At 61.0% G+C, this 25,530-nt stretch carries 23 protein-coding genes and 1 pseudogene; 16 read left to right on the top strand and 8 right to left on the bottom strand.

The features are described 5' to 3' along the window. Positions 1-7: 7 nt before the first annotated feature. From frr to rpsB, 4 genes are all read right to left on the bottom strand, one after another. The gene (frr, locus tag J3P89_RS05535) at positions 8-565 is read right to left on the bottom strand and encodes a ribosome recycling factor (protein WP_434696925.1); all 558 of its coding nucleotides are present in this window, start codon (positions 563-565) and stop codon (positions 8-10) included. Then, entirely contained in the window at positions 562-1,305 is a 744-nt protein-coding gene (pyrH, locus tag J3P89_RS05530) for a UMP kinase (protein ID WP_039591983.1), read from the bottom strand. The genes frr and pyrH overlap by 4 nt, the downstream gene beginning before the upstream one ends. Positions 1,306-1,520: 215 nt before the next feature. After that, positions 1,521-2,384, bottom strand: a complete 864-nt coding sequence (tsf, locus tag J3P89_RS05525; RefSeq protein ID WP_024619613.1) for a translation elongation factor Ts — start codon at positions 2,382-2,384, stop codon at positions 1,521-1,523. 194 nt (positions 2,385-2,578) lie between these two features. Continuing rightward, on the bottom strand, positions 2,579-3,316 hold the full coding sequence (gene rpsB / locus J3P89_RS05520; protein WP_003198231.1) for a 30S ribosomal protein S2: 738 nt from the start codon (positions 3,314-3,316) through the stop codon (positions 2,579-2,581). A gap of 373 nt (positions 3,317-3,689) precedes the next feature. On the opposite strand from rpsB, the pseudogene map reads away from it, so the two are divergent. The 8 genes and pseudogenes from map to tnpC all read left to right on the top strand — a co-directional run bounded on the left by map (position 3,690) and on the right by tnpC (position 12,164). Beyond that, positions 3,690-4,473, top strand: a pseudogene (gene map, locus J3P89_RS05515) (type I methionyl aminopeptidase). A 54-nt stretch (positions 4,474-4,527) separates the two neighbouring features. Further along, positions 4,528-7,230 carry a [protein-PII] uridylyltransferase gene (locus tag J3P89_RS05510; RefSeq protein WP_305499088.1) on the top strand — a complete coding sequence of 901 codons (2,703 nt, stop codon included), beginning with the start codon at positions 4,528-4,530 and terminating at the stop codon, positions 7,228-7,230. 139 nt (positions 7,231-7,369) lie between these two features. Then, a complete protein-coding gene (dapC, locus tag J3P89_RS05505; protein ID WP_434656034.1) occupies positions 7,370-8,569 on the top strand; it encodes a succinyldiaminopimelate transaminase in 1,200 nt (399 codons plus the stop codon). Positions 8,570-8,772: 203 nt separating this feature from the next. Beyond that, positions 8,773-9,075, top strand: a complete 303-nt coding sequence (locus J3P89_RS05500; RefSeq protein WP_434572107.1) for a type II toxin-antitoxin system HigB family toxin — start codon at positions 8,773-8,775, stop codon at positions 9,073-9,075. Positions 9,076-9,080: 5 nt separating this feature from the next. Next, complete coding sequence (locus tag J3P89_RS05495; RefSeq protein ID WP_434572106.1) at positions 9,081-9,452, top strand: helix-turn-helix domain-containing protein; 372 nt, start codon at positions 9,081-9,083, stop codon at positions 9,450-9,452. Between the two features lie 437 nt (positions 9,453-9,889). Further along, entirely contained in the window at positions 9,890-10,222 is a 333-nt protein-coding gene (tnpA, locus tag J3P89_RS05490; protein ID WP_434694657.1) for an IS66-like element accessory protein TnpA, read from the top strand. Further along, a complete protein-coding gene (gene tnpB, locus J3P89_RS05485; protein ID WP_017279403.1) occupies positions 10,219-10,554 on the top strand; it encodes an IS66 family insertion sequence element accessory protein TnpB in 336 nt (111 codons plus the stop codon). Before tnpA ends, tnpB begins: the two co-directional genes overlap by 4 nt. Positions 10,555-10,637: 83 nt before the next feature. After that, positions 10,638-12,164, top strand: a complete 1,527-nt coding sequence (gene tnpC / locus J3P89_RS05480) for an IS66 family transposase (protein WP_434694656.1) — start codon at positions 10,638-10,640, stop codon at positions 12,162-12,164. Here tnpC and J3P89_RS05475 read toward each other — a convergent pair. Both J3P89_RS05475 and J3P89_RS05470 read right to left on the bottom strand, forming a co-directional pair. Then, positions 12,127-13,821: a Na+/H+ antiporter gene (locus J3P89_RS05475; RefSeq protein WP_434696924.1), complete on the bottom strand. Its 1,695-nt coding sequence runs from the start codon at positions 13,819-13,821 to the stop codon at positions 12,127-12,129. The genes tnpC and J3P89_RS05475 overlap by 38 nt on opposite strands. A gap of 251 nt (positions 13,822-14,072) precedes the next feature. After that, positions 14,073-15,443 carry a type III effector protein RopAA gene (locus J3P89_RS05470; protein WP_434696923.1) on the bottom strand — a complete coding sequence of 457 codons (1,371 nt, stop codon included), beginning with the start codon at positions 15,441-15,443 and terminating at the stop codon, positions 14,073-14,075. A 175-nt stretch (positions 15,444-15,618) separates the two neighbouring features. Here J3P89_RS05470 and J3P89_RS05465 point away from each other — a divergent pair, with 175 nt between their 5' ends. The 4 genes from J3P89_RS05465 to J3P89_RS05450 all read left to right on the top strand — a co-directional run bounded on the left by J3P89_RS05465 (position 15,619) and on the right by J3P89_RS05450 (position 18,731). Next, positions 15,619-15,981, top strand: a complete 363-nt coding sequence (locus tag J3P89_RS05465) for an ArsC family reductase (protein ID WP_434628690.1) — start codon at positions 15,619-15,621, stop codon at positions 15,979-15,981. A 33-nt stretch (positions 15,982-16,014) separates the two neighbouring features. After that, a complete protein-coding gene (gene dapD / locus J3P89_RS05460) occupies positions 16,015-17,049 on the top strand; it encodes a 2,3,4,5-tetrahydropyridine-2,6-dicarboxylate N-succinyltransferase (RefSeq protein ID WP_434628688.1) in 1,035 nt (344 codons plus the stop codon). Between the two features lie 75 nt (positions 17,050-17,124). Further along, positions 17,125-18,330 carry an aminotransferase class V-fold PLP-dependent enzyme gene (locus J3P89_RS05455; protein ID WP_434628686.1) on the top strand — a complete coding sequence of 402 codons (1,206 nt, stop codon included), beginning with the start codon at positions 17,125-17,127 and terminating at the stop codon, positions 18,328-18,330. After that, a complete protein-coding gene (locus J3P89_RS05450) occupies positions 18,327-18,731 on the top strand; it encodes a SufE family protein (RefSeq protein ID WP_434696922.1) in 405 nt (134 codons plus the stop codon). The genes J3P89_RS05455 and J3P89_RS05450 overlap by 4 nt, the downstream gene beginning before the upstream one ends. Positions 18,732-18,852: 121 nt before the next feature. Here J3P89_RS05450 and tcdA read toward each other — a convergent pair whose 3' ends face one another. Continuing rightward, positions 18,853-19,665: a tRNA cyclic N6-threonylcarbamoyladenosine(37) synthase TcdA gene (gene tcdA, locus J3P89_RS05445; protein ID WP_370871066.1), complete on the bottom strand. Its 813-nt coding sequence runs from the start codon at positions 19,663-19,665 to the stop codon at positions 18,853-18,855. Between the two features lie 316 nt (positions 19,666-19,981). On the opposite strand from tcdA, the gene dapE reads away from it, so the two are divergent. The 3 genes from dapE (at position 19,982) to J3P89_RS05430 (ending at position 22,405) form a co-directional block, all read left to right on the top strand. Then, the gene (gene dapE / locus J3P89_RS05440) at positions 19,982-21,133 is read left to right on the top strand and encodes a succinyl-diaminopimelate desuccinylase (RefSeq protein ID WP_434572093.1); all 1,152 of its coding nucleotides are present in this window, start codon (positions 19,982-19,984) and stop codon (positions 21,131-21,133) included. Beyond that, positions 21,133-21,942, top strand: a complete 810-nt coding sequence (locus J3P89_RS05435) for a putative RNA methyltransferase (RefSeq protein ID WP_434572092.1) — start codon at positions 21,133-21,135, stop codon at positions 21,940-21,942. The genes dapE and J3P89_RS05435 overlap by 1 nt, the downstream gene beginning before the upstream one ends. Before the next feature lie 85 nt (positions 21,943-22,027). Next, a complete protein-coding gene (locus J3P89_RS05430; protein ID WP_305499079.1) occupies positions 22,028-22,405 on the top strand; it encodes a hypothetical protein in 378 nt (125 codons plus the stop codon). A 178-nt stretch (positions 22,406-22,583) separates the two neighbouring features. Here the strand turns inward: J3P89_RS05430 and J3P89_RS05425 are convergent, their stop codons facing one another. Beyond that, entirely contained in the window at positions 22,584-22,793 is a 210-nt protein-coding gene (locus J3P89_RS05425; protein WP_007927922.1) for a cold-shock protein, read from the bottom strand. A 224-nt stretch (positions 22,794-23,017) separates the two neighbouring features. Between J3P89_RS05425 and plsB the strand changes: the two genes are divergently transcribed. Next, complete coding sequence (gene plsB / locus J3P89_RS05420; protein ID WP_434696921.1) at positions 23,018-25,519, top strand: glycerol-3-phosphate 1-O-acyltransferase PlsB; 2,502 nt, start codon at positions 23,018-23,020, stop codon at positions 25,517-25,519. Positions 25,520-25,530: the final 11 nt, after the last annotated feature.

The following is a 25,530-nucleotide window of genomic DNA, read 5'->3' as shown; positions in this document are numbered from 1 at the left end:
GAGACCCTTATACGGCCATCAGGTCTTTTTCTTTCTCGTCCGTAGCCTTGCTGATCAGGGCCTCGGATTCTTTGGTCAGCTTATCGATATCAGCGATGGCACGACGCTCTTCGTCTTCACTGATTTCCTTGTCCTTGACCAGCTTCTTCAGCTCACCCAACGCGTCACGACGGATATTGCGCACGGCAACACGCGCATCTTCCGCGGCGCTACGGGCCTGTTTCGTGAAGCCTTTGCGCGTTTCCTCGGTGAGGGCCGGCATCGGGATCAGCAGCAGCTCGCCCAGGTTGGTTGGGTTGAGGTTCAAACCGGCGCTCTGGATCGCCTTGTCTACAGCGGCGAGCATGTTGCGCTCGAAAGCCACGACCTGCAGGGTGCGCGAGTCTTTCACGGTGACGTTGGCGACGCTGCTCAGCGGCGTGTCAGTGCCGTAGTAAGGCACCATGACGCTACCGAGGATGCTCGGGTGAGCCTTGCCGGTACGAATCTGGCCGAATGCGTGGTTCAGAGACTCCAGGGATTTCTGCATGCGCTCTTGAGCGTCTTTCTTGATGTCGTTGATCATTGCTTGCCTTCCTCGATCAGTGTTCCTTCGGCGCCACCGTGCACGATGTTGAGCAGGGCCCCGGGTTTGTTCATGTTGAAAACGCGCAGCGGCATCTTGTGGTCGCGGCACAGGCAGATAGCGGTCAGGTCCATTACACCCAGCTTGCGATCCAGCACTTCATCGTAGGTCAGATGATCGAACTTCTCGGCATGCGGGTCTTTGAACGGGTCAGCGGTGTACACGCCATCCACCTTGGTAGCCTTGAGCACGACATCGGCGTCGATCTCGATCGCTCGCAGGCACGCGGCCGAATCCGTGGTGAAGAACGGATTGCCGGTACCCGCGGCAAAAATCACCACCTCCTTGGAATTGAGGTGGCGCATGGCCTTGCGGCGATCGTAGTGATCGGTCACGCCAACCATGGAAATCGCCGACATCACGATCGCGGAGATATTGGCACGCTCCAGCGCGTCGCGCATAGCCAGGGCGTTCATCACAGTGGCCAGCATGCCCATGTGGTCGCCCGTGACCCGATCCATGCCCGCCGCGCTCAGCGCCGCGCCACGGAACAGGTTGCCGCCGCCGATGACCAGGCCGACCTGAACGCCGATCCCGACCAACTGACCAACTTCCAAGGCCATGCGGTCCAGCACCTTCGGGTCGATCCCGAACTCTTCCGAGCCCATCAGGGCCTCGCCGCTAAGCTTGAGTAGAATGCGTTTATAGCGAGCCTGATAACCACTGCCCTGCTGAGCCATTGCGAATCTCTCCTGCGGCGTATTTTTCAAAAAATTCTGTTGCGGGCTGTTTGCAGCCTGCGTTCACTCTAGCTTGACGCTGACACAGCGCCATCGGAACACGGCTTTGTAAGCCAGTTCCGACAGGAAACCAATATAAATCGGCATCCTTATCCGAAAAGAGGCTGCGCGCGTGAGCGGGCAGCCTCTTCAGGGCGACAGTTATACAAACTGTCTTATTGCTTGCTGGCAGCCAGCTGAGCAGCTACTTCTTCAGCGAAGTTGTCTACTGGCTTCTCGATGCCTTCGCCCACTTTGAAGTAGGTGAAGGAAACGATTTCAGCGCCGCCCTTCTTGGCCAGTTCACCGACCTTGATTTCAGGGTTCTTGACGAACGCCTGCTCAACCAGGCTGGCTTCAGCCAGGAACTTGGTGATACGACCGGCAACCATTTTTTCAACGATTTCGGCTGGCTTGCCTTTGATCTTGTCTTCGTTGAGCTGCATGAACACAGCTTTTTCACGCTCGATGGCGTCAGCGGAAACTTCCGACGGCAGCAGGAACTCAGGGTTGCTGGCAGCGACGTGCATTGCGATGTCTTTGGCCAGCTCGACGTTGCCGCCTTTGAGGGCCACAACAACACCGATCTTGTTGCCGTGCAGGTAAGAACCGACAACATCGCCTTCGACGCGAACCAGACGACGGATGTTGACGTTTTCGCCTACTTTGGCAACCAGGGCTTCACGAGCCGATTCCTGAGCGGCGATCAGCGGAGCTGCGTCGGTCAGTTTGTCGGCGAATGCTTTTTCGACGCTGGCGGCAACGAATGCCTTGAAGTCGTCTTGCAGGGCCAGGAAGTCGGTCTGCGAGTTGACTTCGATGATAACGGCAGCTTTACCGTCATCCTTGATGCCGATCGCGCCTTCAGCGGCAATGTTGCCGGCTTTCTTGGCAGCCTTGATGGCGCCCGAAGCGCGCATGTCATCAATGGCTTTTTCGATGTCGCCGCCAGCCTTGGTCAAGGCTTTCTTGCAGTCCATCATGCCTTCGCCGGTACGCTCGCGCAGTTCTTTGACCAACGCTGCAGTAATCTCTGCCATTTCAAAATCCTCTTGGATAGGTTTTCAACCATTCCACCCGACCGAACGGGCGATCAATTCTTCCTGAAAAACCACTGCTTATAGACCGCTGCAGGTTACAAACAGGTAGCTGCGCTGGCGACAAGTGGTTTTCGAGGTGGCAAAAAGGGGGCCAAGCCCCCTTTTTGCTTACTGAGTCAACGCCAGGGCGTCAATTACTCAGCGGCTGCTGCCGGAGCTTCTTCAGCGAAGACTTCGGTGCCGCCATTTACATTGTTGCGACCACGGATGACAGCGTCAGCCATCGAACCCATGTACAGCTGGATGGCGCGGATGGCGTCATCGTTGCCTGGGATGATGTAGTCAACGCCTTCCGGGCTGCTGTTGGTATCGACAACGCCGATGACCGGGATACCCAGCTTGTTGGCTTCGGTGATCGCGATGCGCTCGTGGTCAACGTCGATCACGAACAGCGCGTCAGGCAGACCGCCCATGTCCTTGATACCGCCCAGGGAGCGGTCCAGCTTCTCAAGATCACGAGTGCGCATCAGCGCTTCTTTCTTGGTCAGCTTGGCGAAAGTACCGTCTTCGGACTGGACTTCAAGGTCACGCAGACGCTTGATGGAAGCGCGAATGGTCTTGAAGTTGGTCAGCATGCCGCCCAACCAGCGGTGATCGACGTACGGCGAACCGCAACGTGCTGCTTCTTCAGCAACGATCTTGCCAGCGGAACGCTTGGTGCCGACGAACAGAATCTTGTTTTTGCCCTGGGCCAGGCGCTCTACGAAGGTCAGTGCTTCGTTGAACATCGGCAGGGTTTTTTCAAGGTTGATGATGTGGATCTTGTTGCGCGCGCCGAAAATGTACTTGCCCATTTTCGGGTTCCAGTAACGGGTCTGGTGGCCGAAGTGCACACCGGCCTTCAGCATATCGCGCATGTTGACTTGGGACATGATAGTTCCTTGATAAGTCGGGTTTGGCCTCCACGTATCCCAATGACCAACCAGCGACTGTAAAAGCCGAAGGCACCCAGGTCATCGTGTCGACACGTGTGTGGATTTAAGCTTACGGGGTCATCCCCGGAAAGCGGCGCATTTTATACCACAGCAAGGATTAAAACGAAACCCGGATTCTGAAAACCTGGCGAAGCGCTTGCACGCCGCCCGTTCATTGCCTGGGAATACGCACCCTTATAGAGAGAAGCGATGCACGCGGGCGCGGATTTGCGCTGATCGTCTGGTAGAATCGCCTTTTTCAGGGCCGCAACGACATCATCCGCCGCCCATTTCGTTTTGAACAGCGCCGTCGGGCGCAGAGAGAGCCTGTATGACCGTCACCCTCAAGACTCCCGAGGACATCGCCAAAATGCGTGTCGCCGGCAAACTCGCCGCCGAAGTGCTGGAAATGATCGCCGACTACGTCAAGCCGGGCGTCACCACCGAAGAGCTGGACCGCATCTGCCACGATTACATCGTCAACGAGCAGAAGGCCATCCCGGCTCCGCTCAACTATAAAGGCTTCCCGAAGTCGATCTGCACCTCGATCAACCACGTGGTCTGCCACGGCATCCCCAACGAGAAACCGTTGAAGGATGGCGACACCCTGAACATCGACGTCACCGTCATCAAGGACGGCTACCACGGCGATACCAGCCGCATGTTCCACGTCGGCAACGTACCGGAGTGGGCCGAGCGCCTGTCCAAGGTCACCCAGGAATGCATGTACATGGCCATCGAACTGGTGAAGCCGGGCTGCCGCCTGGGTGACATCGGCGAGGTGATCCAGAAGCACGCGCAGAAAAACGGTTTTTTCGGTGGTGCGTGAGTTCTGCGGCCACGGCATCGGCAAGGTGTTCCACGAAGAACCGCAGATCCTCCACTACGGCCGCGCCGGTACCGGCATGGAACTGCAGGCGGGCATGACCTTCACCATCGAACCGATGATCAACCAGGGCCGCGCCGACACCAAGGTACTGGGCGACGGCTGGACCGCCATCACCAAGGACCGCAAGCTGTCGGCGCAGTGGGAGCACACGCTGCTGGTCACCGAGACTGGCTACGAGATCTTCACCCTGCGCAGCGATGACACCATTCCCCGTGTTTCCGCCTGATCAGAACCCAGCCTGACCGATCCGATAGATATAGATAGAAAGGAAAGCCATTCAATGCCGCAGGTGGATCCCGAACTCTTCGACCGCGGCCAGTTCCAGGCTGAACTGGCCCTGAAGGCAAGCCCCATCTCGGCATTCAAGAAGGCGATCCGCCAGGCCCACGAAGTGCTCGACCAGCGCTTTCGCAGTGGCCGCGATATTCGTCGGCTGATCGAGGACCGCGCCTGGTTCGTCGACAACATCCTGCAAAAGGCCTGGGAGCAATTCAACTGGAGCGAGGACGCCGACATCGCCCTGGTGGCCGTGGGCGGCTACGGGCGCGGCGAACTGCACCCCTACTCCGATATCGATCTGCTGATCCTGCTGGAGAGCGCCGACCACGAGATTTTCCGTGATTCCATCGAGCGTTTCCTCACGCTGCTGTGGGACATCGGCCTGGAAGTCGGCCAGAGCGTGCGTTCGGTGCAGGAATGCGCCGACGAGGCCCGCGCCGACCTCACGGTGATCACCAACCTGATGGAAAGCCGCACCATTGCCGGCCCCGAGCGCTTACGCCAGCGCATGCTCGACGTCACCAGCACGGCGCACATGTGGCCGAGCAAGGACTTTTTCCTTGCCAAGCGCGCCGAGCAGAAGGCTCGCCATCACAAGTACAACGATACCGAGTACAACCTGGAACCCAACGTCAAAGGCTCGCCAGGCGGGCTGCGGGACATCCAGACCATCCTGTGGGTCGCCCGTCGCCAGTACGGCACGCTGAACCTGCGCGCACTGGCCGGCGAAGGCTTCCTGGTGGAAAGCGAGAACGCCCTGCTGGCCTCCTCCCAGGAATTCCTCTGGAAGGTCCGCTACGCGTTGCACATGCTCGCCGGGCGCTCCGAGGATCGCCTGCTGTTCGATCACCAGCGCTCCATCGCCGGCCTGCTGGGTTTCGAAGGCCAGGACGCCAAGCAGTCCATCGAAAACTTCATGCAGCAGTACTATCGCGTGGTGATGAGCATCGCCCAGCTCAGCGAACTGATCATCCAGCACTTCGAGGAAGTCATCCTCGCGCCGGAAGACGAGGCGCCGCCGCAGCCGATCAATTCCCGGTTCCAGTTGCACGACGGCTACATCGAGGCGCGCCACGCCAACGTGTTTCGCCGCACGCCGTTCGCCATGCTCGAGATTTTCGTGCTCATGGCCCAGCAGCCGGAAATCAAGGGTGTGCGCGCCGACACCATCCGCCTGCTGCGGGAAAACCGTCACCTGATCGATGACGACTTCCGCCACGATATTCGCAACACCAGCCTGTTCATCGAACTGTTCAAGTGCAAGATCGGCGTGCACCGCAACCTGCGGCGCATGAACCGCTATGGGATCCTCGGGCGTTACCTGCCGGAGTTCGGCTACATCGTCGGGCAGATGCAGCACGACCTGTTCCACATCTATACGGTCGATGCGCACACGCTGAACCTGATCAAACACCTGCGCAAGTTGCAGTACACCCAGGTGTCGGAGAAATTCCCGCTGGCCAGCAAGCTCATGGCCAAGCTGCCCAAGCCCGAGCTGATCTACATGGCGGGGCTGTATCACGACATCGGCAAGGGCCGCCAAGGCGACCATTCGGAGATTGGCGCGGTGGATGCCGAGGCGTTCTGCCAGCGGCACCAGTTGCCGGTGTGGGACAGCCGGCTGATCGTCTGGCTGGTGCAGAACCACCTGGTGATGTCGACCACCGCCCAGCGCAAGGACTTGTCCGACCCGCAGGTGATCCACGATTTTGCCCAGGCGGTGGGCGATGAAACCCGCCTGGATTATCTCTACGTGCTGACCGTGGCCGACATCAACGCCACCAACCCGACCCTGTGGAATTCCTGGCGCGCCAGCCTGTTGCGCCAGTTGTACACCGAGACCAAGCGTGCCCTGCGCCGTGGCCTGGAGAACCCGGTGGATCGCGAAGAACAGATCCGCCGCACCCAGAGCGCGGCCCTGGACATCCTGGTACGCGGCGGCACCGATCCGGATGATGTCGAGCAACTCTGGTCGCAACTGGGCGATGACTACTTTCTGCGCCACACCGCCGGCGATGTGGCCTGGCACACCGATGCGATTCTCCAGCAGCCGGCCGATGGCGGGCCGCTGGTATTGATCAAGGAAACCACCCAGCGCGAATTCGAGGGCGGTACGCAGATCTTCATCTACGCCCCGGACCAGCACGATTTCTTTGCCGTGACCGTGGCGGCGATGGACCAGCTCAACCTCAACATCCATGACGCCCGAGTCATTACGTCCAGCAGCCAGTTCACTCTCGACACCTACATCGTGCTCGACACTGACGGCGACTCGATCGGCGACAACCCGGCGCGGGTCAAGCAGATTCGCGACGGTCTCACCGAAGCCCTGCGCAACCCGGCGGACTACCCGACCATCATCCAGCGCCGGGTGCCACGCCAGCTCAAGCATTTCGCCTTTGCGCCGCAGGTAACGATCCACAACGACGCACAGCGCCAGGTCACCGTGCTGGAACTCAGCGCGCCGGACCGCCCAGGCCTGCTGGCGCGGGTCGGCCATATTTTCCTGGAATTCGATCTGTCGCTGCAGAACGCCAAGATCGCGACCCTCGGCGAGCGGGTGGAAGACGTATTCTTCATCACCGACGCCCATAACCAGCCGCTGTCCGACCCGCAGCTGTGCAGCCGTTTGCAGGAAGCGATCGTGCGGCACCTGAGCGTCAACCAGGAACCCGACATCAACCTGACGCGCATCAGCATCTGAACGAACATATTCCCCCTGTGGGAGCGAGCTTGCTCGCGAAAGCCGCGGATCAGTCAATGATTTTGTCGACTGACACAGCGTATTCGCGAGCAGGCTCGCTCTCACAAGGGGCAGTGCCCCACATTGAACGAGGCCCCCGATGAACAACGCCCTGTCCCAGCTCCAGCCCTACCCGTTCGAGAAGCTTCGCGCCTTGCTCGGCAGCGTCACGCCCAATCCGGACAAGCGCCCGATCGCGTTGTCCATCGGCGAACCCAAGCATCGCTCGCCCGCTTTCGTGGCAGAAGCCCTGGCCGGCAATCTGGAAAAAATGGCGGTGTACCCGACCACCCTTGGCATCCCCGAGCTGCGCGAAGCCATCACCGGTTGGTGCGAGCGCCGCTTCAACGTGCCAGACGGCTGGCTCGATCCGGCGCGCCATGTGCTGCCGGTCAACGGTACCCGTGAAGCCTTGTTCGCCTTCACCCAGACCGTGGTCAACCGTGGCGATGACGCCCTGGTCGTCAGCCCGAACCCCTTCTATCAGATCTACGAAGGCGCAGCGTTCCTGGCCGGGGCCAAGCCACACTACCTGCCATGCCTGGACACGAACGGCTTCAACCCGGATTTCGATGCCGTCTCGCCGGACATCTGGAAACGCTGCCAGATCCTGTTCCTCTGCTCGCCGGGCAATCCGACCGGCGCCTTGATTCCGGTGGACGTGCTGAAGAAGCTCATCGCCCTGGCTGACGAGCACGACTTCGTCATCGCCGCGGACGAGTGCTACAGCGAGCTCTACTTCGACGAACAGACCCCGCCGCCAGGCCTGCTCAGCGCCTGCGTCGAACTGGGTCGCAAGGACTTCAAGCGCTGCGTGGTGTTCCACAGCCTGTCCAAGCGCTCCAACCTGCCGGGCCTGCGCTCCGGTTTCGTTGCTGGCGACGCCGACATCCTCAAGGGCTTTTTGCTCTACCGCACCTATCACGGTTGCGCGATGCCGGTTCAGACCCAATTGGCGAGCATTGCCGCGTGGAACGACGAAGTGCACGTCCGGGCCAACCGCGCGCTGTACCGGGAAAAATTCGACGCGGTGCTGGAAATCCTCAGCCCGGTGCTCGACGTGCAACGCCCCGACGGCAGCTTCTACCTGTGGCCGAACGTGGCCGGCGACGACGCGGCATTCTGCCGTGACCTGTTCGAACAGGAACACGTGACGGTCGTCCCAGGCTCGTACCTGTCGCGCGATGTGGATGGCGTCAACCCCGGCGCCGGTCGCGTGCGCATGGCCCTGGTCGCGCCATTGGCCGAATGCGTGGAAGCGGCGGAACGAATCCGCGCATTCATCCAGCGCCGGGGTTGATGGCTCTATCGAGCCGAAACGGACCGCTGTCGTGGCGAGGAAGCTTGTTCCCGCCGGGCTGCGCAGCGGCCCTAAAAGCAGACAACTCAATCTGTCTGATGCATTCGATCCATACAACACGCTGCCCGTACAGCAAATTGCGGTCATGGGCTGCTGCTTGTGAATGCTTGCAAAAGTCCCACCCTGGGACTACATTCTCACCCATGAGAATTATCGCCCTCAGTCATCTGAAAGCCTTTTGGGAGAAATACCCAGATTCCGAACAGCAACTTAAGGCTTGGCTTGACGATGCCAAAAAAGCCACTTGGACCAACCCAAACGACATCAAGGCGCAATACGGTAACGCAAGCATTCTCAAGAGTCGCCGCGTGGTGTTCAACATCAAGGGTAACGACTACCGCCTGGTGGTCGCCATTGCCTACCGCTTCGGCGCTGTGTACATCAAGTTTGTCGGCACTCATCGCCGATACGATGAGATCGACGCAAACACCGTGGAAATGGAGTAATCATCATGAACATTCGCCCAATCCGCACCGATGAAGAATACCGGGTAGCTCTCAAAGAGATCTCTCCCCTGTTTGAGAATGAGCCTGAACCTGGCACCCCGGAAGGCGATGCTTTCGAAGTCATGGTCACTCTGATCGAGGCATATGAAGCCAAGCATTTCCCGGTGGATCTGCCCGACCCAATTGAAGCCATCAAGTTTCGCATGGAGCAATCCGGACTCACCGCGGCCGATCTTGCTCCGGCTATCGGAAAAACGAACCGCGTATACGAGGTGCTCAACCGTAAGCGCTCGTTAACTCTGCCCATGATCTGGAAGCTTCACGATATGTTCGGCATCCCAGCAGAAAGCCTGATAAAGCCAATAAAAGCTGCCTGATACTAGCCCGGCCCGCCGGGCTTTTTCAAACCAGCAAGGACAAGAAATGGCCTCAACCAAAGAGAAAGAAATACCAGAGGTCGACCTGGGTGAGTTCGTAAAGCACATCGGGCCAAAACTACTACCTCACGACAACACGTGCGAAACACGATCAGATGCTGCTCAAGATTCTAGATTCGCCGGCTGAAGCAATCCAAAAATAGCAGTACAGGATCGCCACCATTCGTATTTGACTATGCCCATCGCGAGCAAGGTTTGTTAATAGAGCCTGTGATCGACCCCAGGCTATTCGGGAAATGAGGCCAGTATTTATTTACCCAACCCCAAATTCGCCGTAACCGTCCGGGCAACACACCTTCCTAACACCGTCGCTTGAGGCGATGGTGTCCACCTAAATTTAAGTGGACACCATTTTTAGCCTTTTTAAGCGGACGCCTATGCCACAAGAACGCCGTTCCTATTCAAAGTCCTTCAAGGCCCAGGTCATCGCCGAATGCGCTCAGCCTGACACCTCGATCGCCAATGTCGCGTTGACCCACAATCTCAACGCCAACCTCGTCCATAAATGGATACGCGTGCATGCGCAGAAAAACCTGACACTTCAAACCGCCTTCATCCCGGTCAAGACACCGCCGCCGGTGCCGATGCATCAGGCCCTTCCTGCCACGATCCGAATCGAAGTGCCGCATTCAAAAGGCGTAGTCGTGGTGAGTTGGCCGGCAGAAAATGCAGCGGCGTGTTCTGCTTTCCTGCGAGACCTGCTGCGATGATCCGCATCGACTCCATCTGGCTCGCCACCGAGCCCATGGACATGCGCGCCGGCACTGAAACTGCGCTGGCGCGGGTCGTGGCGGTGTTCGGTGCGGCGAAGCCGCACTGTGCTTATCTGTTTGCCAACCGTCGTGCCAATCGCATGAAAGTGCTGGTGCATGATGGCTTGGGGATTTGGCTTGCAGCCCGGCGCTTGAATCAAGGACGTTTCTTTTGGCCGGGCGTGCGGCACGGCTCTGAAGTCGAGTTGGATGCAGAGCAACTTCAAGCCTTGGTGCTCGGCTTACCTTGGCAACGCGTCGGTTCCGGAGGAGCTATCACGGTGCTCTAACTTGTCTGCCATAGTGCGCTTGCCAGCGCAATTGGCCCATCAGTCTATCGCCGCCACTAGCCCTCTCTGGCAAAATCGGCTGCATGACTTCGCATCCGAATCTCGATCAATTAAACCCTGAAGAATTGCGTGCCTTGGCGGCGCAGTTGATCCAGCGCGTCGAGACGATGGACAAGCAAATCACTCATCACAAGTCGGTCAACGAGAAATTGGCCCACGAGATCGCGCTGCTCAAACGCTTCAAATTTGCCAAGCGCAGCGAGCAGTTGAGCCCGGATCAAGCCAGCCTGCTCGACGACTTGATCGATACGGATATCGCCGCTATCGAAGCCGAACTTGAGGCGCTGCAACCGGCACCTGTCGAAGCCAAAGTGCGCCAGCAACCCAAGCGCGCACCGCTGCCACCGCAGTTTCCTCGCACACTGATCCATCACGAACCGGACAACAGCCACTGCCAGTGCGGCTGCGCCCTCAAGCGCATCGGCGAAGACGCCAGCGAAAAGCTCGACTACACGCCCGGCGTGTTCACCGTCGAGCGCCACATCCGTGGAAAGTGGGCCTGCGAACAGTGCGAAACGCTGATCCAGGCGCCGGTACCGGCGCACGTCATCGACAAAGGCGTCCCGACCGCAGGCCTGCTGGCCCACATCATGGTGGCCAAGTTCGCCGACCATCTGCCGCTGTATCGCCAAGAGAAAATCTTTGGCCGCGCCGGGCTGCCCATCGCCCGTTCGACCTTGGCGCAGTGGGTGGGCAACTGCGGCGTGCAACTTCAACCGCTGGTTGATGCGCTGCGCGAAGCCGTGCTGACGCACGGCGTCGTTCACGCCGACGAGACGCCGGTACAAATGCTGACGCCTGGCGCGAAAAAAACTCACCGCGCTTACGTCTGGGCCTATGCCACCAGTCAGTTCTCCGACCTAGCGGCGGTCGTTTACGACTTCAGCCCGAGCCGCGCTGGCGAACATGCCCGAGCCTTCTTGGGCAGTTGGAACGGCAAGCTGGTCTGCGATGACTTTGCCGGCTACAAGGCAGGCTTTGAACTGGGCGTTACAGAAATCGGCTGCATGGCCCATGCACGCCGAAAGTTCTTCGATTTGCACGCGACCAACAAGAGCCAGGTCGCCGAAAAAGCGCTGCACTACATCGCGGCATTGTACGAAGTTGAACGAGAAGTCCGAGAGCTGGAGCTGAGTGATCGGCAGCGAATACGGCAGGAAAAAGCGGCGCCAATCGCCGACGCACTTCATACCTGGATGATCGCCCAAAGACAGCTTGTGCCTGAGGGTTCGGCCATCGCCAAGGCGCTGGATTACAGCCTCAAACGCTGGGTAGCGCTGACGCGCTATCTCGATGACGGTGCTGTGCCCATCGATAATAACTGGTGCGAGAATCAAATCCGGCCGTGGGCTCTTGGGCGCTCGAACTGGCTGTTCGCGGGCTCGTTACGCAGCGGTAAACGTGCGGCGGCGATCATGAGTTTGATCCAGTCGGTGCGGCTCAACGGGCATGATCCGTATGCTTACTTGAAGGATGTTCTTACACGCCTGCCGACGCAGCGGGCGAGTGAGATTACCGCGCTGTTGCCACACAGGTGGACGCCCGTTTAATCACACAAGGTGTGTTGGGCGGACGCTTACAATTCGCCTCCGCCAAATCCAGCTCCGCCAGCACCTCACGCAACACGTCATCGCCTATCTGGTGCTGGCGACTGAGGCGATACAGCTCCAACCGCTGCGCTCGGTACGCCTTCAAACGTAACCGGCGCTCCAGCAGGTCCATTTCGAACGCCAGCGCCTGGGCTTCGGCCGAGTCGTTGAATACTTCAAGCTGATGACGATACTCGGACATCAGCCGCGCCTTGACCTCCGCCGCCAGCGCCGCCGTGGCCGCGTCAGGCGCGGCTGTCTCGGCCGGTTCCTCCACTTCCAAGGCATGAATCGCCGCTTCAGCGGTTTTACGCCAGGCCTCACGGACTTCGTTGCGGCGTTTATCGTCCGGCCCCTTCTCGACGCCGCGCAACAGCAGAGGCAAAGCGATGCAAGCGGCGACCAGTGACAGCAGAATCACCCCCGCAGCGATGAAGATCAGCAAGTCGCGCTCGGGAAACGCCTCACCCGCCCCCAACAGCAACGGCACCGACATCACGCCCGCCAGCGTTACCGCCCCGCGCACGCCGCCAAACGTCAGCAACCAGCAAGAGCGCGCGGTCGGCACCAGGGTCAACTCGCCCTTGCCGCGCCAGCGGCGCAACAGCCCGGACAAGCGCCAGATGCTTTGCACCCAGACAAAACGCAACACCAGCAGCACCAGGAAAATCGCCACCACATCCAGGCAGCGGTAGAACAACATCGGCCACAACGTGGTCTCGTGGCTGGTCACGGCTTTGATGATGTCCGGCAGTTGCAAGCCCAGCAGCAAGAAAATCAAGCCATTGAAGGCAAATTCCAACAGCGCCCAGACGCTGCGATTGAGCAACCGCGTACCAGTCTGGCGCGGCAGCAGGTCAAGCCAGCTCTGCATCATCCCAGCCGCAACCGCCGAGAGAATGCCCGAGGCGCCCAGGCGTTCAGCCAGCACATAAGCGGCAAACGGCAGCAATAACATGAACACCACATGGGTGGCGGGGTCGTCCCAGCCCCGGGCGATCATCCATGCCCGCAAGCGTCCCACCAGCCAACTCAGGGCCACACCTACCAGCAGGCCACCGACAGCGACCAGGACAAAAGTCAGGCTGGCACTGGCCAGGGAGAACACCCCGGTGATGGCCGCTGCCACAGCGAACTTGAAAGTCACCAGGCCCGACGCATCGTTCATCAGTGCCTCACCCTGGAGCATGTGCATCAACGGCGCGGGCAAGCGGTCCCGGGCAATTGCCGACACGGCCACCGCGTCAGTCGGCGACAGCACCGCCGCCAGGGCGAAGGCCACCGGCAACGGAATGCTTGGCAACAACCAATGAATGAAATAACCCGCGCCGACCACCGTGAACAACACCAGCCCGACCGCCAGCGTCAGGACCGGCCCGCGCAGGCGCCACAGGTCACGCTTGGGCATGCGCCAACCGTCAGAGAACAGCAACGGCGGGAGGAACAGAAACAGGAACAACTCGGGATCGAGCGCCACATGCAGCCCCAGCGACGGCCAGGCCAGCACGGCACCGGCAGCGATCTGCACCAGGGGCAGCGGCAGCGGGATCAATCGCCCGACCAGGCGCGAGACGCCCACCAGCATCAACAGGATCAGGACGGTATAGGCGCTTTGCATAACAGCTTTCCAGTAACAGCCACACACATCCGGCAACAGCTTGCCGTTGAAGTGCCATGTTAACCGCTTGGCATTGGCCTGGCCGTTACACCTATGTCGCAGTCCTCCCTAATTTGGATGCCAGCAGATCTGGAGCGCGGCGACACCGCCAGGCCGCCACAAGATGTCTTCGTCGCGTACCTCGGCACCAGCGCAAAGGGTCCGGCCACGCCACACTTCTCCGGGCTTGGCGTGACCGGTCACTACCCAAGCTAAACTGCCCGCTCCGCAGCATTGAGGGTCGAGCGTGCCGGCACGATATCGTCGCCTTCGCTCTCGCTATCACTACCGAGCCGTTCGGTCGCATTCGTTTCGACCAGGGGCAACATGCCTTGTAGCTCATCTGGATGCGCGGGCCCGGTGGTAAGCCTGTCCAACGCAGCGGAAGCCTTGTCCGCCAAGGGCTGCGTCATCACAGCCGTGGTCACCCATGCGGCGACCACAGGGGCCATAGTCGCGGTGACGGTCGCCTTGCCCGCCGCCGCTATTCCCGCCGGCGAAACCCCGGCACGCCTGGCCGCGTTGACAGCCGCCGTCTGGGCCATGCCGATCGCGGTGATACCACCGGCCAATGCACCGAGGCCACTGACCAGCCCCGTGGGTGTAACCAGCGCTTGCAGCGATTTGCTGCCGTCGCGCACCGCGTCCAGGGGTAAGCTGCCGACCCGCTTCGCAATTCCCATGGCGGCACTGCCCACGCCATAGCCCTTGAGGTCCTTGTAGCGCTGGTGCCAGTCGTGGCGACCCAAAAGGTATTCCGGGCCAACCCGATGTTTCGATTTATCAATGGAATGTTGCAGATCATAGGCGGCCATGCCGGAAAGCGGAGAACCGACGGCAGCTATCACCGAGTCCACTTTGCTCCCCGTCTGGGCATCGACGGTCTTCGTCACGATGGGTTGGATAACCGTGCGCAGTACGTTTCGCGCGGAAAAGGTCTGGAAGGTCAGGCTGCCTTCGATCGCCTGAGTCGCCAGGCTCGGCTTCACCGCCTGGGCCGCCTCCTGCATGACCGGCTCCAGCTGGGTATCCTCTGCAACGAGCCATTGGGTATCACTAGTCGCACGTTTCATCAGCCCATTGCCGACGGTATCGGCGGCACTGCTGACCAGGCCGGAAATCGCCGACAACGCCAACGGCGCTGTTATGGAGCCATTTCCCGTTACCGCTGGGGCGAAGTCCAATGCGATGGACGCGGCACCGAAAGGAACCGAGCGCACGAATCCAACAGCATCATGGGCCGCGCGATCCAGCCGCGAACCCTTGGCCAGAACGGCGTCGACGCTTTGCGCAGTTTCCCCATCATTGGCCAAGGTACGCGAACGATCGTCGATCAGCGCTTCGAAGGCTTCGCGATTGGCGCCGTTCATATGGGGCTCGAAAACCCTGGTGAGCTGGGCTTTGATGGCGCCCGCCCGATCTGCCAGGTCCTGTTCAGCCGTGACCGGGCCAATCGGGACGGATGCAGCGGTCCCGGTGCTCGCCGTTGTTGAATGAGCCGGCACGCCGTGTTGCTGGGGCGGGAGTGTTTCTTGGGATTGATTCGTCAAGGCATGAAGCGGTATCGGTAAGATGGCATCCATGGGGAGTCTCTTATGCGAAATAAAGTGCTGGGGTTCACCTGTGCTGTGTGGTCGCCTTGGCCTATCGGTTCCGTACCGTCCGATCCGCCGACAGTCGAGGCACGCAGTGGAACGACGTGGCATAATCGTCGGCTGATTTTCAGGACGATACCGGGAACGTTTTGGGGGAGCATTCATGCCCAATGAAATCAAGCACTTAAAGCTTTACGGCATCAAAGCCTGCGACACGATGAAAAAGGCCCGCACCTGGCTCGATGAACACGCGGTGCATTATGACTTTCACGATTACAAGACTGCCGGCATCGACCGTGAGCACCTGGCCCAATGGTGCAACGAGCATGGCTGGCAAGTGGTGTTGAACCGTGCCGGTACGACCTTTCGCAAACTCGACGACGAACGCAAAGCCGATCTCGACCAGACGAAAGCCATCGAACTGATGCTCGCCCAACCCTCGATGATCAAGCGCCCGGTGCTCGATCTCGGTGACCGAACCCTGATTGGCTTCAAGCCAGATATCTATGCGGCAGAGATCAAGTAAGCCTGCCCAGTCCATTTTGTTGAGGTAATTTTCATGTCCACTACCCTGTTCAGCCTGGCCTTCGGTGTCGGCACTCAAAACCGTGAAGGCGCCTGGCTGGAAGTCTTCTACGCCCAACCGCTGCTCAACCCGTCGGCCGAGATCGTTGCCGCCATTGCGCCGATCCTTGGCTACAGCGAAGGCAACCAGGCCATCACGTTCACCACGGCCCAGGCCTCGCAACTGGCTGAAGCGCTGCGCAACGTCGACGCCGCGCAAGCCAAGCTGCTGACCCGCCTGGCTGAAAGCCACAAGCCGCTGGTCGCCACGCTGCTGGCCGAAGATGCGCAACTGGCATCCACGCCTGAGGCGTACCTCAAGCTGCACCTGCTGTCCCATCGCCTGGTCAAGCCCCACGGCCTGAACCTGGCCGGCATCTTCCCACTGCTGCCGAACGTGGCCTGGACCAGCCAGGGCGCGATCGACCTGGCCGAACTGGCCGAGCACCAGCTCGAAGCCCGTCTGCGTGGCGAGTTGCTGGAAGTGTTCTCGGTGGACAAATTCCCGAAGATGACCGACTACGTGGTTCCGGCCGGCGTGCGTATCGCCGACGCCGCGCGCCTGCGCCTGGGCGCCTATGTGGGCGAAGGCACCACGGTGATGCACGAAGGTTTCGTCAACTTCAACGCCGGTACCGAAGGGCCGGGGATGATCGAAGGCCGGGTCTCGGCGGGTGTGTTCGTCGGCAAGGGCTCGGACCTGGGCGGCGGTTGCTCGACCATGGGCACCCTGTCGGGTGGTGGCAACATCGTGATCAAGGTTGGCGAAGGCTGCCTGATCGGTGCCAACGCCGGCATCGGCATCCCGCTGGGCGATCGCAACACCGTGGAGTCGGGCCTGTACGTGACCGCCGGCACCAAGGTTGCGCTGCTGGATGAGAACAACCAATTGGTCAAAGTGGTCAAGGCTCGCGACCTGGCCGGCCAGCCGGACCTGCTGTTCCGGCGCAACTCCGAGACCGGCGCAGTGGAATGCAAGACCCACAAGTCGGCCATCGAGCTGAACGAAGCACTGCACGCGCATAACTGAACCGCTTCACACCTCACCTGTGGGAGCAATCTTGCTCCCACAGGGTCCGGCGTAACTCCAGCAGGGCCCGAAAGCATGTTAATTCCATCCCCCTGGCGTGCCGATTTTCCGGCCCTCGCCGCCCTGCAACGGCAAGGCCAGACCTATCTGGACAACGCCGCCACCACACAGAAACCCCAAGCCCTGATGGACGCCCTGGCGCATTACTACGCCAACGGCGCGGCCAACGTGCACCGGGCGCAGCATCTGCCCGGCGCACTGGCCACCCAGGCGTTCGAGGACAGCCGACTCAAGGTTTCCCAGTGGCTCAATGCGGGAAATTGCGGACAGATCGTTTTTACCCACGGCGCCACGTCGGCGCTGAACCTGCTGGCCTATGGGCTGGAACACCTGTTCAACCCGGGCGATGAAATTGTCATCAGCGCCCTTGAGCATCACGCCAACCTGCTGCCCTGGCAGCAACTGGCCGAGCGCCGCTCGCTGGCGCTGGTGGTGCTGCCCCTGGATGCCGACGGGGTGATCGATACGGAGGCCGCCACCAGGCTGATCGGTCCGCGCACCCGCCTGCTGGCGGTGAGCCAGTTGTCCAACGTGCTTGGCACCTGGCAACCGGTGCCGGCGTTGCTGGCGATGGCCAAGGCGCAAGGTGCGCTGACGGTAGTCGATGGCGCACAGGGCGTGGTCCACGGGCGCCATGATGTGGAAGCGCTGGGCTGCGACTTCTATGTTTTTTCCAGCCACAAGCTTTACGGTCCCGAAGGCCTGGGCGTGCTGTTCGGCCGTACCGACGCCCTCGCTCGACTGCGTCATTGGCAGTTCGGCGGGGAAATGGTGCAAACGGCTGATTACCACAGCGCCACGTTCCGCCCGGCGCCGTTGGGTTTCGAAGCCGGCACGCCGCCCACCGCCAGCGTGATCGGCCTGGGAGCGACGCTCGACTACCTGTCCGATCTCGACGGGCAGGCGGTAATCGATCACGAAACCGCGCTGCACGATTATCTGCTTCACGGGCTGCTGGCGCGCAACGGCGTGCGGCTGGTGGGCAACCCACAACTGGCGCTGGTCAGCTTCGGCGTCGAAGGCGTTCATAACGCTGATCTGGCGCACCTGTTGACCGAGCAAGGCATTGCCGTGCGCGCCGGGCATCACTGTGCGATGCCGCTGTTCAAGCAGTTGAAGCTTTCCGGGGCGATTCGTGTGTCGCTGGCGCTGTACAACGACTCCGCCGATATCGAACGGTTCTTCGAGGCGCTGGATCAGGCCCTGGAGATGCTGCGATGAGCCTGCCTGCCGATGCCGCTGCGGCACTGCGGATTTTCCAGGACGCCTCCGGCTGGGAGCAACGCGCCCGGCTGCTGATGCAGTGGGGCGATCGCTTGCCACCGCTGAGCGATGCAGACAAGTGCGAGGACAACCTCGTCAACGGCTGTGAAAGCCAGGTATGGCTGGTGGGTCGGCTGCATGATGGGCACTGGCAGTTTTCCGCCAGCAGCGATGCGCGCTTGATACGCGGGTTGGTGGCGTTGTTGCTGGCGCGGGTCAACGGGTTGTCGGCTGAGGATTTGCGCCAGGTCGATTTGCCGGACTGGTTCAATCAGTTGGGGTTGTCACGGCAGTTGTCGCCTTCGCGCAGCAATGGCTTGAATGCGGTGTTGAAGCGGATGCGCGAGTTGGCTGGATAACCGCCAAAAAGCATCGCGAGCAAGCTCGCTCCCACAGGGGCTCAGGATATACGCAATACTGTATCCAGCCCGATCCAATGTGGGAGCGAGCTTGCTCGCGATGAGGCCATCAGCCCCACCTTCAAACCTCAGGCTTAAGCCGGTCCGCCGGACGCCGCACGCCCGCGACGATCTTGTCCACAGCCTTGGTCGCCGCGACCATGCCGAACGTCGCGGTGACCATCATCACTGCGCCGAACCCGCCAGCGCAGTCGAGCTTGACGCCGTCGCCGACAAAACTCTTCTGCAGGCAGATGCTGCCGTCCGGTTTCGGGTAGCGCAATTGCTCGGTGGAGAATACGCAGGGCACGCTGTAATGACGGGTCACGGTGCGCGAGAAACCATAGTCGCGGCGCAAGGTGGAGCGCACCTTGGAGGCCAGCGGATCGTTGAACGTACGGTTGAGGTCGCAGACCTGGATCAGCGTCGGGTCGATCTGCCCGCCTGCGCCGCCGGTGGTGATGATCTGAATCTTGCGGCGCTTGCACCACGCGATCAACGCAGCCTTGGCGTTGACGCTGTCGATGCAGTCGATCACGCAGTCGATGTTCGGCGTGATGTACTCGGCCATGGTGTCGCGGGTGACAAAGTCGGCCACCGCGTGCACGGTGCAATCGGGGTTGATCCCCCGCAGCCGCTCGGCCATCACTTCGACCTTGGGCTTGCCGACGGTGCTGTCCAGGGCATGTAACTGACGATTGGCGTTGCTGACGCAGACGTCATCCAGGTCGAATAGCGAAATCTCGCCCACGCCACAACGGGCAATCGCTTCCGCCGCCCAGGAACCAACGCCGCCGACGCCGACAATCGCCACATGCGCCGCCCGCAGGCGCTCCAGGCCTTCGATGCCATACAAACGGGCAATGCCGGCGAACCGTGGATCTTCTGTACTCATGACCATTACCCCAAAAACCGGCGCGCATTATAGGGCTTTGCCGTGGTAATTCGAGCCTCAGGCGACCGATCGCGAAATGTTCCCACCCGATAATTTCTTGTGGGAGCGAGCCTGCTCGCGAAGGCGTCGAATCAGCAGCATCAAATGTTGACTGACAAATCGCTTTCGCGAGCAGGCTCGCTCCCACAGGTTTTGAGTTCCAACTGAGGGGAGCGGCGGCCCATGGCGATCGTTTTGCTATAAGATAACCGCCATTTTGCGCGAACCAGCCCGCGCCAGTACAAGCCTTGCGTCCATACTATATTCCGGAGTTTCCATGACGGCCCACGCCGACCTCTCGCCGACCCTGCAACTCGCCTGCGACCTGATCCGCCGTCCGTCGGTGACGCCGGTGGATGCCGATTGCCAGAAACTGATGATGCAGCGCCTGGGCGACGCCGGTTTCAAGCTCGAACCCATGCGTATCGAGGATGTGGATAACTTCTGGGCCAGCCATGGCAAGCATGACGGTCCGGTATTGTGCTTCGCCGGTCACACCGATGTGGTCCCGACCGGTCCGGTACAGGCCTGGCAGCTCGACCCGTTCGATGCGGTCATCGACGAACAGGGCATGCTCTGCGGCCGTGGCGCGGCGGACATGAAAGGCAGCCTGGCGGCGATGGTGGTGGCGGCCGAACGGTTCGTCGCCGACTACCCGGATCACCAGGGCTCGATCACCTTCCTGATCACCAGCGACGAAGAAGGCCCGGCCCACCATGGCACCAAAGCCGTGGTCGAGCGCCTCAAGGCCCGCCAGGAACGCCTGGACTGGTGCATCGTCGGCGAACCATCGAGCACCACGCTGGTGGGTGATGTGGTCAAGAATGGCCGTCGCGGCTCCCTCGGCGCAAAACTGACGGTGCGCGGCAAGCAAGGCCACGTGGCTTATCCACACTTGGCGAAGAACCCGATCCACCTGGCCGCGCCTGCCCTGGCCGAATTGGCCGCCGAGCATTGGGATCACGGCAACGATTTCTTCCCGCCGACCAGTTTCCAGATCTCCAACCTCAACTCCGGCACCGGCGCGACCAACGTGATCCCCGGTGACCTGGAAGCCGTGTTCAATTTCCGCTTCTCCACCGAGTCCACCGTCGAAGGCCTGCAGCAGCGGGTCGCCGACATCCTCGACAAGCATCAACTGGACTGGCACATCGACTGGGCGTTGTCCGGCCTGCCATTCCTCACCGAGCCGGGCGCACTGCTCGACGCCGTGTCGTCGAGCATCAAGGACGTCACCGGCCGCGAGACCAAGGCCTCCACCAGCGGCGGCACCTCCGACGGTCGCTTCATCGCGACCATGGGCACTCAAGTGGTTGAGCTGGGGCCGGTCAACGCGACGATCCACCAGGTCAACGAACGCGTGCTGGCCGCCGATCTCGACGTGCTGACCGAGATCTACTACAAGACGCTCATCAAGTTGCTCGCCTGATGCTCGCCTGCCCGATCTGCAATGAACCCTTGAATGCGGTGGACAACGGCGTGGCATGCCCCGCCGGGCATCGTTTCGACCGCGCGCGGCAGGGTTACCTGAACCTGCTGCCGGTGCAGCACAAAAACAGCCGCGACCCCGGCGACAATCAGGCGATGGTCGAGGCCCGCCGCGATTTCCTCAACGCTGGTCATTACGCCCCGGTCGCCCGGCGCCTGGCTGAACTGGCCGCCGAACGTGCGCCCGGACGCTGGCTGGACATTGGCTGTGGCGAAGGTTATTACACCGCGCAACTCGCCGACGCCCTGCCCGACGCCGATGGCTACGCCCTGGATATTTCCCGCGAAGCCGTCAAGCGCGCCTGCAAACGCAACCCCCAACTGACCTGGTTGATCGCCAGCATGGCGCGGGTACCGCTGGCGGACGGCTGCTGCCAGTTCCTCGCCAGCGTGTTCAGCCCGTTAGACTGGCAGGAGGCCAAGCGCCTGCTCAGCCCCGGCGGCGGCTTGATGAAAGTCGGGCCTACCAGCGGCCACCTGATGGAGCTGCGCGAGCGGCTGTATGATGAGGTTCGCGAATACACCGATGACAAACACCTGGCCCTGGTGCCGTCGGGGATGGCGCTGGATCACAGTGAAACCCTCGAGTTCAAGCTCACGCTCGACAACAGCCAGGATCGGGCCAACCTGCTGGCGATGACGCCCCACGGCTGGCGCGCCAGCGCCGAACGCCGCGCCAGCGTGATCGAGCAGGCCGAGCCGTTCGAGGTGAGCGTGTCGATGCGCTACGATTATTTCGTTCTGCAGTAACCTTCTTTTATTCCGGGCTTCGGACAACTGTCCGGGGCCAGTTAAATCCGCGAATGGATTTTTCGAGACCGCAGTGAGGACATCCATGCGCCAACCCGATATCGAGATTTACCTCAAGGACGCCGACGTCGACCACAAGGCGATCGCCGCCTGGCTCGGCCAGGCCCTCGGCCCGTGCAGCGACTGGGTGCAGAAAGGTCAGACGTACAAGTGCAAGGCCGGCGACATCCCGGTGACCTGGTTGCCCAAGGCTGTAGGCAAATGGAACAGCCTGTACCTGGAAAGTGACCAGACCCCGTGGGAAGACGACATCGCCTGCGCCCGCGCCGCCTTCGCCGCGCTGAACGTCGAAGTGCGCTGCGCGCCTGGGTCGTGGGTGGAAGAAGAAGGTGAGGATTCGGCGGATCGCTGGATTCGCATCAGCGCCGATGGGGAAGAAGAGATTACCTGGAAGACGGCGTGACGGCTTGGAGGCATGCCACAATCGCCATGCCTATGAAAGATCCATGTGAACAGTGACCCTATGTGGGAGCGAGCTTGCTCGCGATAGCGGTGTGACAGTTGATGAAGTATTGCCTGATACACCGCTATCGCGAGCAAGCTCGCTCCCACAATGGGTTTTGTGTAGCAGTGAATGCGGCTTACAACCCCACCACATCCTCAGCCTGCAAGCCCTTCTGCCCTTCCACCACCGCGTATTCGACCTGCTGGCCTTCGGTCAGTGAACGGTGGCCTTCGCCACGGATCGCGCGGTAGTGGACGAACACATCCGCCCCGCCTTCGCGCTGGATGAAGCCATAACCCTTGGCGTCGTTGAACCACTTCACACTGCCAGTTTCGCGTGTTGCCATGATGCTCACTCCCGTTCTTGTTTTCTGAGCCGGCTTTTCGAGGGAAAGCCGTACGCGTTTCAGCCGCCGTCCCACCATCCGTCGGAAGGCCGGGGCAGTAACTGGCCGAGTATATGACACCCGGAAAAACTCTCAACTGACTTTACTTCGCCGCTTTTTTGCCGATTTTCGGTGAATCCGGCACACTAGTACCGCTTGCTCTTATCCACTCACGCAGAAGCCGTATGACCCGCTCCCCGTTCCGCCGTCTTGTGTTTGGCACCCTGCGCCGACTGTTGTACCTCTGGGTTCGCTCCGAGACCATCAACCAGTCGTCCTTCACCCTCAACCTCGACCGCAGTCGTCCGGTGTTCTACGTCCTGCAAGATCCTTCGCTCACCGATCTGGCGGTGCTCGACACCGAATGCACCAAGGCCGGCCTGCCACGTCCGGTGCTGCCCGTCTCGGTGGGCGGCCTGCTGGAGCCGGCGGCGTTTTTCTACCTGACGCCGGCGCCGGACTGGCTCGGGCGCCAGGACAAACGCGGTGCGCCGCCGACCCTGACGCGACTGGTCGACGAGTTGACCCACAACGCCGCCGAGGACGCCCAGATCATTCCGGTCAGCGTCTTCTGGGGCCAGTCGCCCGACAGCGAATCCAGCCCCTGGAAGCTGCTGTTCGCCGACAGCTGGGCGGTCACCGGACGCCTGCGCCGCTTGCTGAGCATCATGATCCTCGGGCGCAAGACCCGCGTGCAGTTCTCCGCGCCCATCCATTTGCGCGAACTGATCGAGCACGACAAAGGCCATGAACGCACCGTGCGCATGGCCCAGCGGATCCTGCGGGTGCACTTTCGCAATCTGAAAGCAGCGGTTATCGGCCCGGACATTTCCCACCGGCGCAACCTGGTCAAGGGGCTGCTGAACCAGCCGCTGGTCAAGCAGGCCATTCTCGAAGAGGCCGAGCGGGAAAAGATCCCGGCCGAAAAAGCCAAGGCGCAGGCCCTGCGTTATGGCAATGAGATTGCCTCGGACTACACCTACACCGCGATCCGCTTCCTGGAAGTGGTGCTGAGCTGGTTCTGGAACAAGATCTACGATGGCATCAAGGTCAACCACATCGAAGGCGTGCAGAACGTTGCCCAAGGCCACGAAGTCATCTACGTACCCTGCCATCGCAGCCATATCGACTACCTGCTGCTGTCGTACCTGCTGTTTCGCAATGGCCTGACCCCACCGCACATTGCCGCCGGCATCAACCTCAACATGCCGGTGATCGGCGGCCTGCTGCGCCGTGGCGGCGCGTTTTTCATGCGTCGCACGTTCAAGGGCAACCCGCTTTACACCGCCGTGTTCAACGAATACCTGCACACGCTGTTCACCAAGGGGTTCCCGGTGGAGTACTTCGTCGAAGGCGGCCGTTCGCGTACCGGGCGCATGCTGCAACCGAAGACCGGCATGCTCGCCATTACCCTGCGTAGCTTTTTGCGCTCCTCGCGCATGCCGATCGTCTTTGTGCCGGTGTACATCGGTTACGAGCGCGTACTGGAAGGCCGCACCTACCTCGGTGAGCTGCGGGGTGCGAGCAAAAAGAAGGAGTCGATCTTCGACATCTTCAAGGTCATCGGCGCCCTCAAGCAACGCTTTGGCCAGGTCGCGGTTAACTTTGGCGAGCCAATCAAGCTGGCGGAGTTCCTCGACGGCGAACAACCCGGCTGGCGCCAGCAGGAGCTCGGGCCGCAGTTCAAACCCGACTGGCTCAACGCGACCACCAACCGCCTCGGCGAACGTGTCGCCCGCCATCTGAACGAAGCCGCGGCCATCAACCCGGTCAACCTGGTCGCGCTCGCGCTGCTGTCCACCAGCCGTCTGGCCCTGGACGATCACGCCATGGCCCGCGTACTGGACCTGTACCTCGCGTTGCTGCGCAAAGTGCCATACTCGCCTCACACCACCTTGCCCGAAGGCGATGGCCAGGCGCTGATCGCGCACGTCAAAGGCATGGACCTGCTGTCGGAACAGAAGGACGCCCTGGGCAAGATTCTGTATCTGGATGAGCAGAACGCGGTGCTGATGACCTACTACCGCAACAATGTCCTGCACATCTTCGCCCTGCCGGCGCTGCTCGCCAGTTTCTTCCAGAGCAGCTCGCGCATGAGCCGCGAACAGATCCTGCGCTACACCCGTGCCTTGTACCCCTACCTGCAATCGGAGCTGTTCATCCGCTGGTCGCTGGAAGAACTGGACGCGGTGGTCGACCAGTGGCTCGACGCGTTCGTCGAGCAGGGCCTGCTGCGTTTCGAAAAAGATCTCTACCTGCGCCCGGCGCCGAGTTCGCGGCATTTCGTGCTGCTGACGCTGCTGTCGAAAAGCATCGCCCAGACCTTGCAGCGTTTCTACATGACCGTCTCGCTGCTGCTCAACAGCGGGCAGAACAGCATCAGCGCCGAAGAACTGGAGGACCTCTGCACCGTCATGGCCCAGCGCCTGTCGATCCTGCATGGGCTGAACGCACCGGAGTTCTTCGACAAAAGCCTGTTCCGCCACTTCATCCAGACAATGCTCGACCTCGACGTCCTGCGGCGCGACGAAGCAGGCAAGCTGAGCTATCACGAACTGCTCGGCGAGTTGGCTGAAGGCGCAGCCAAGCGGGTGCTGCCGGCGGAAATTCGTCTGTCGATCCGCCAGGTGGCGTTGCATCGCAGCGAAGATGCGGCGGATCAGAGCGTTCCAACGGCTACGGACTGAACCCTGGGCGC

The organism is Pseudomonas sp. Z1-14 (assembly GCF_051132005.1).
GTDB lineage: Bacteria > Pseudomonadota > Gammaproteobacteria > Pseudomonadales > Pseudomonadaceae > Aquipseudomonas.
Note: the sequence above shows the minus strand (reverse complement) of the source record. Positions and strands in the feature narration are given on the sequence as shown.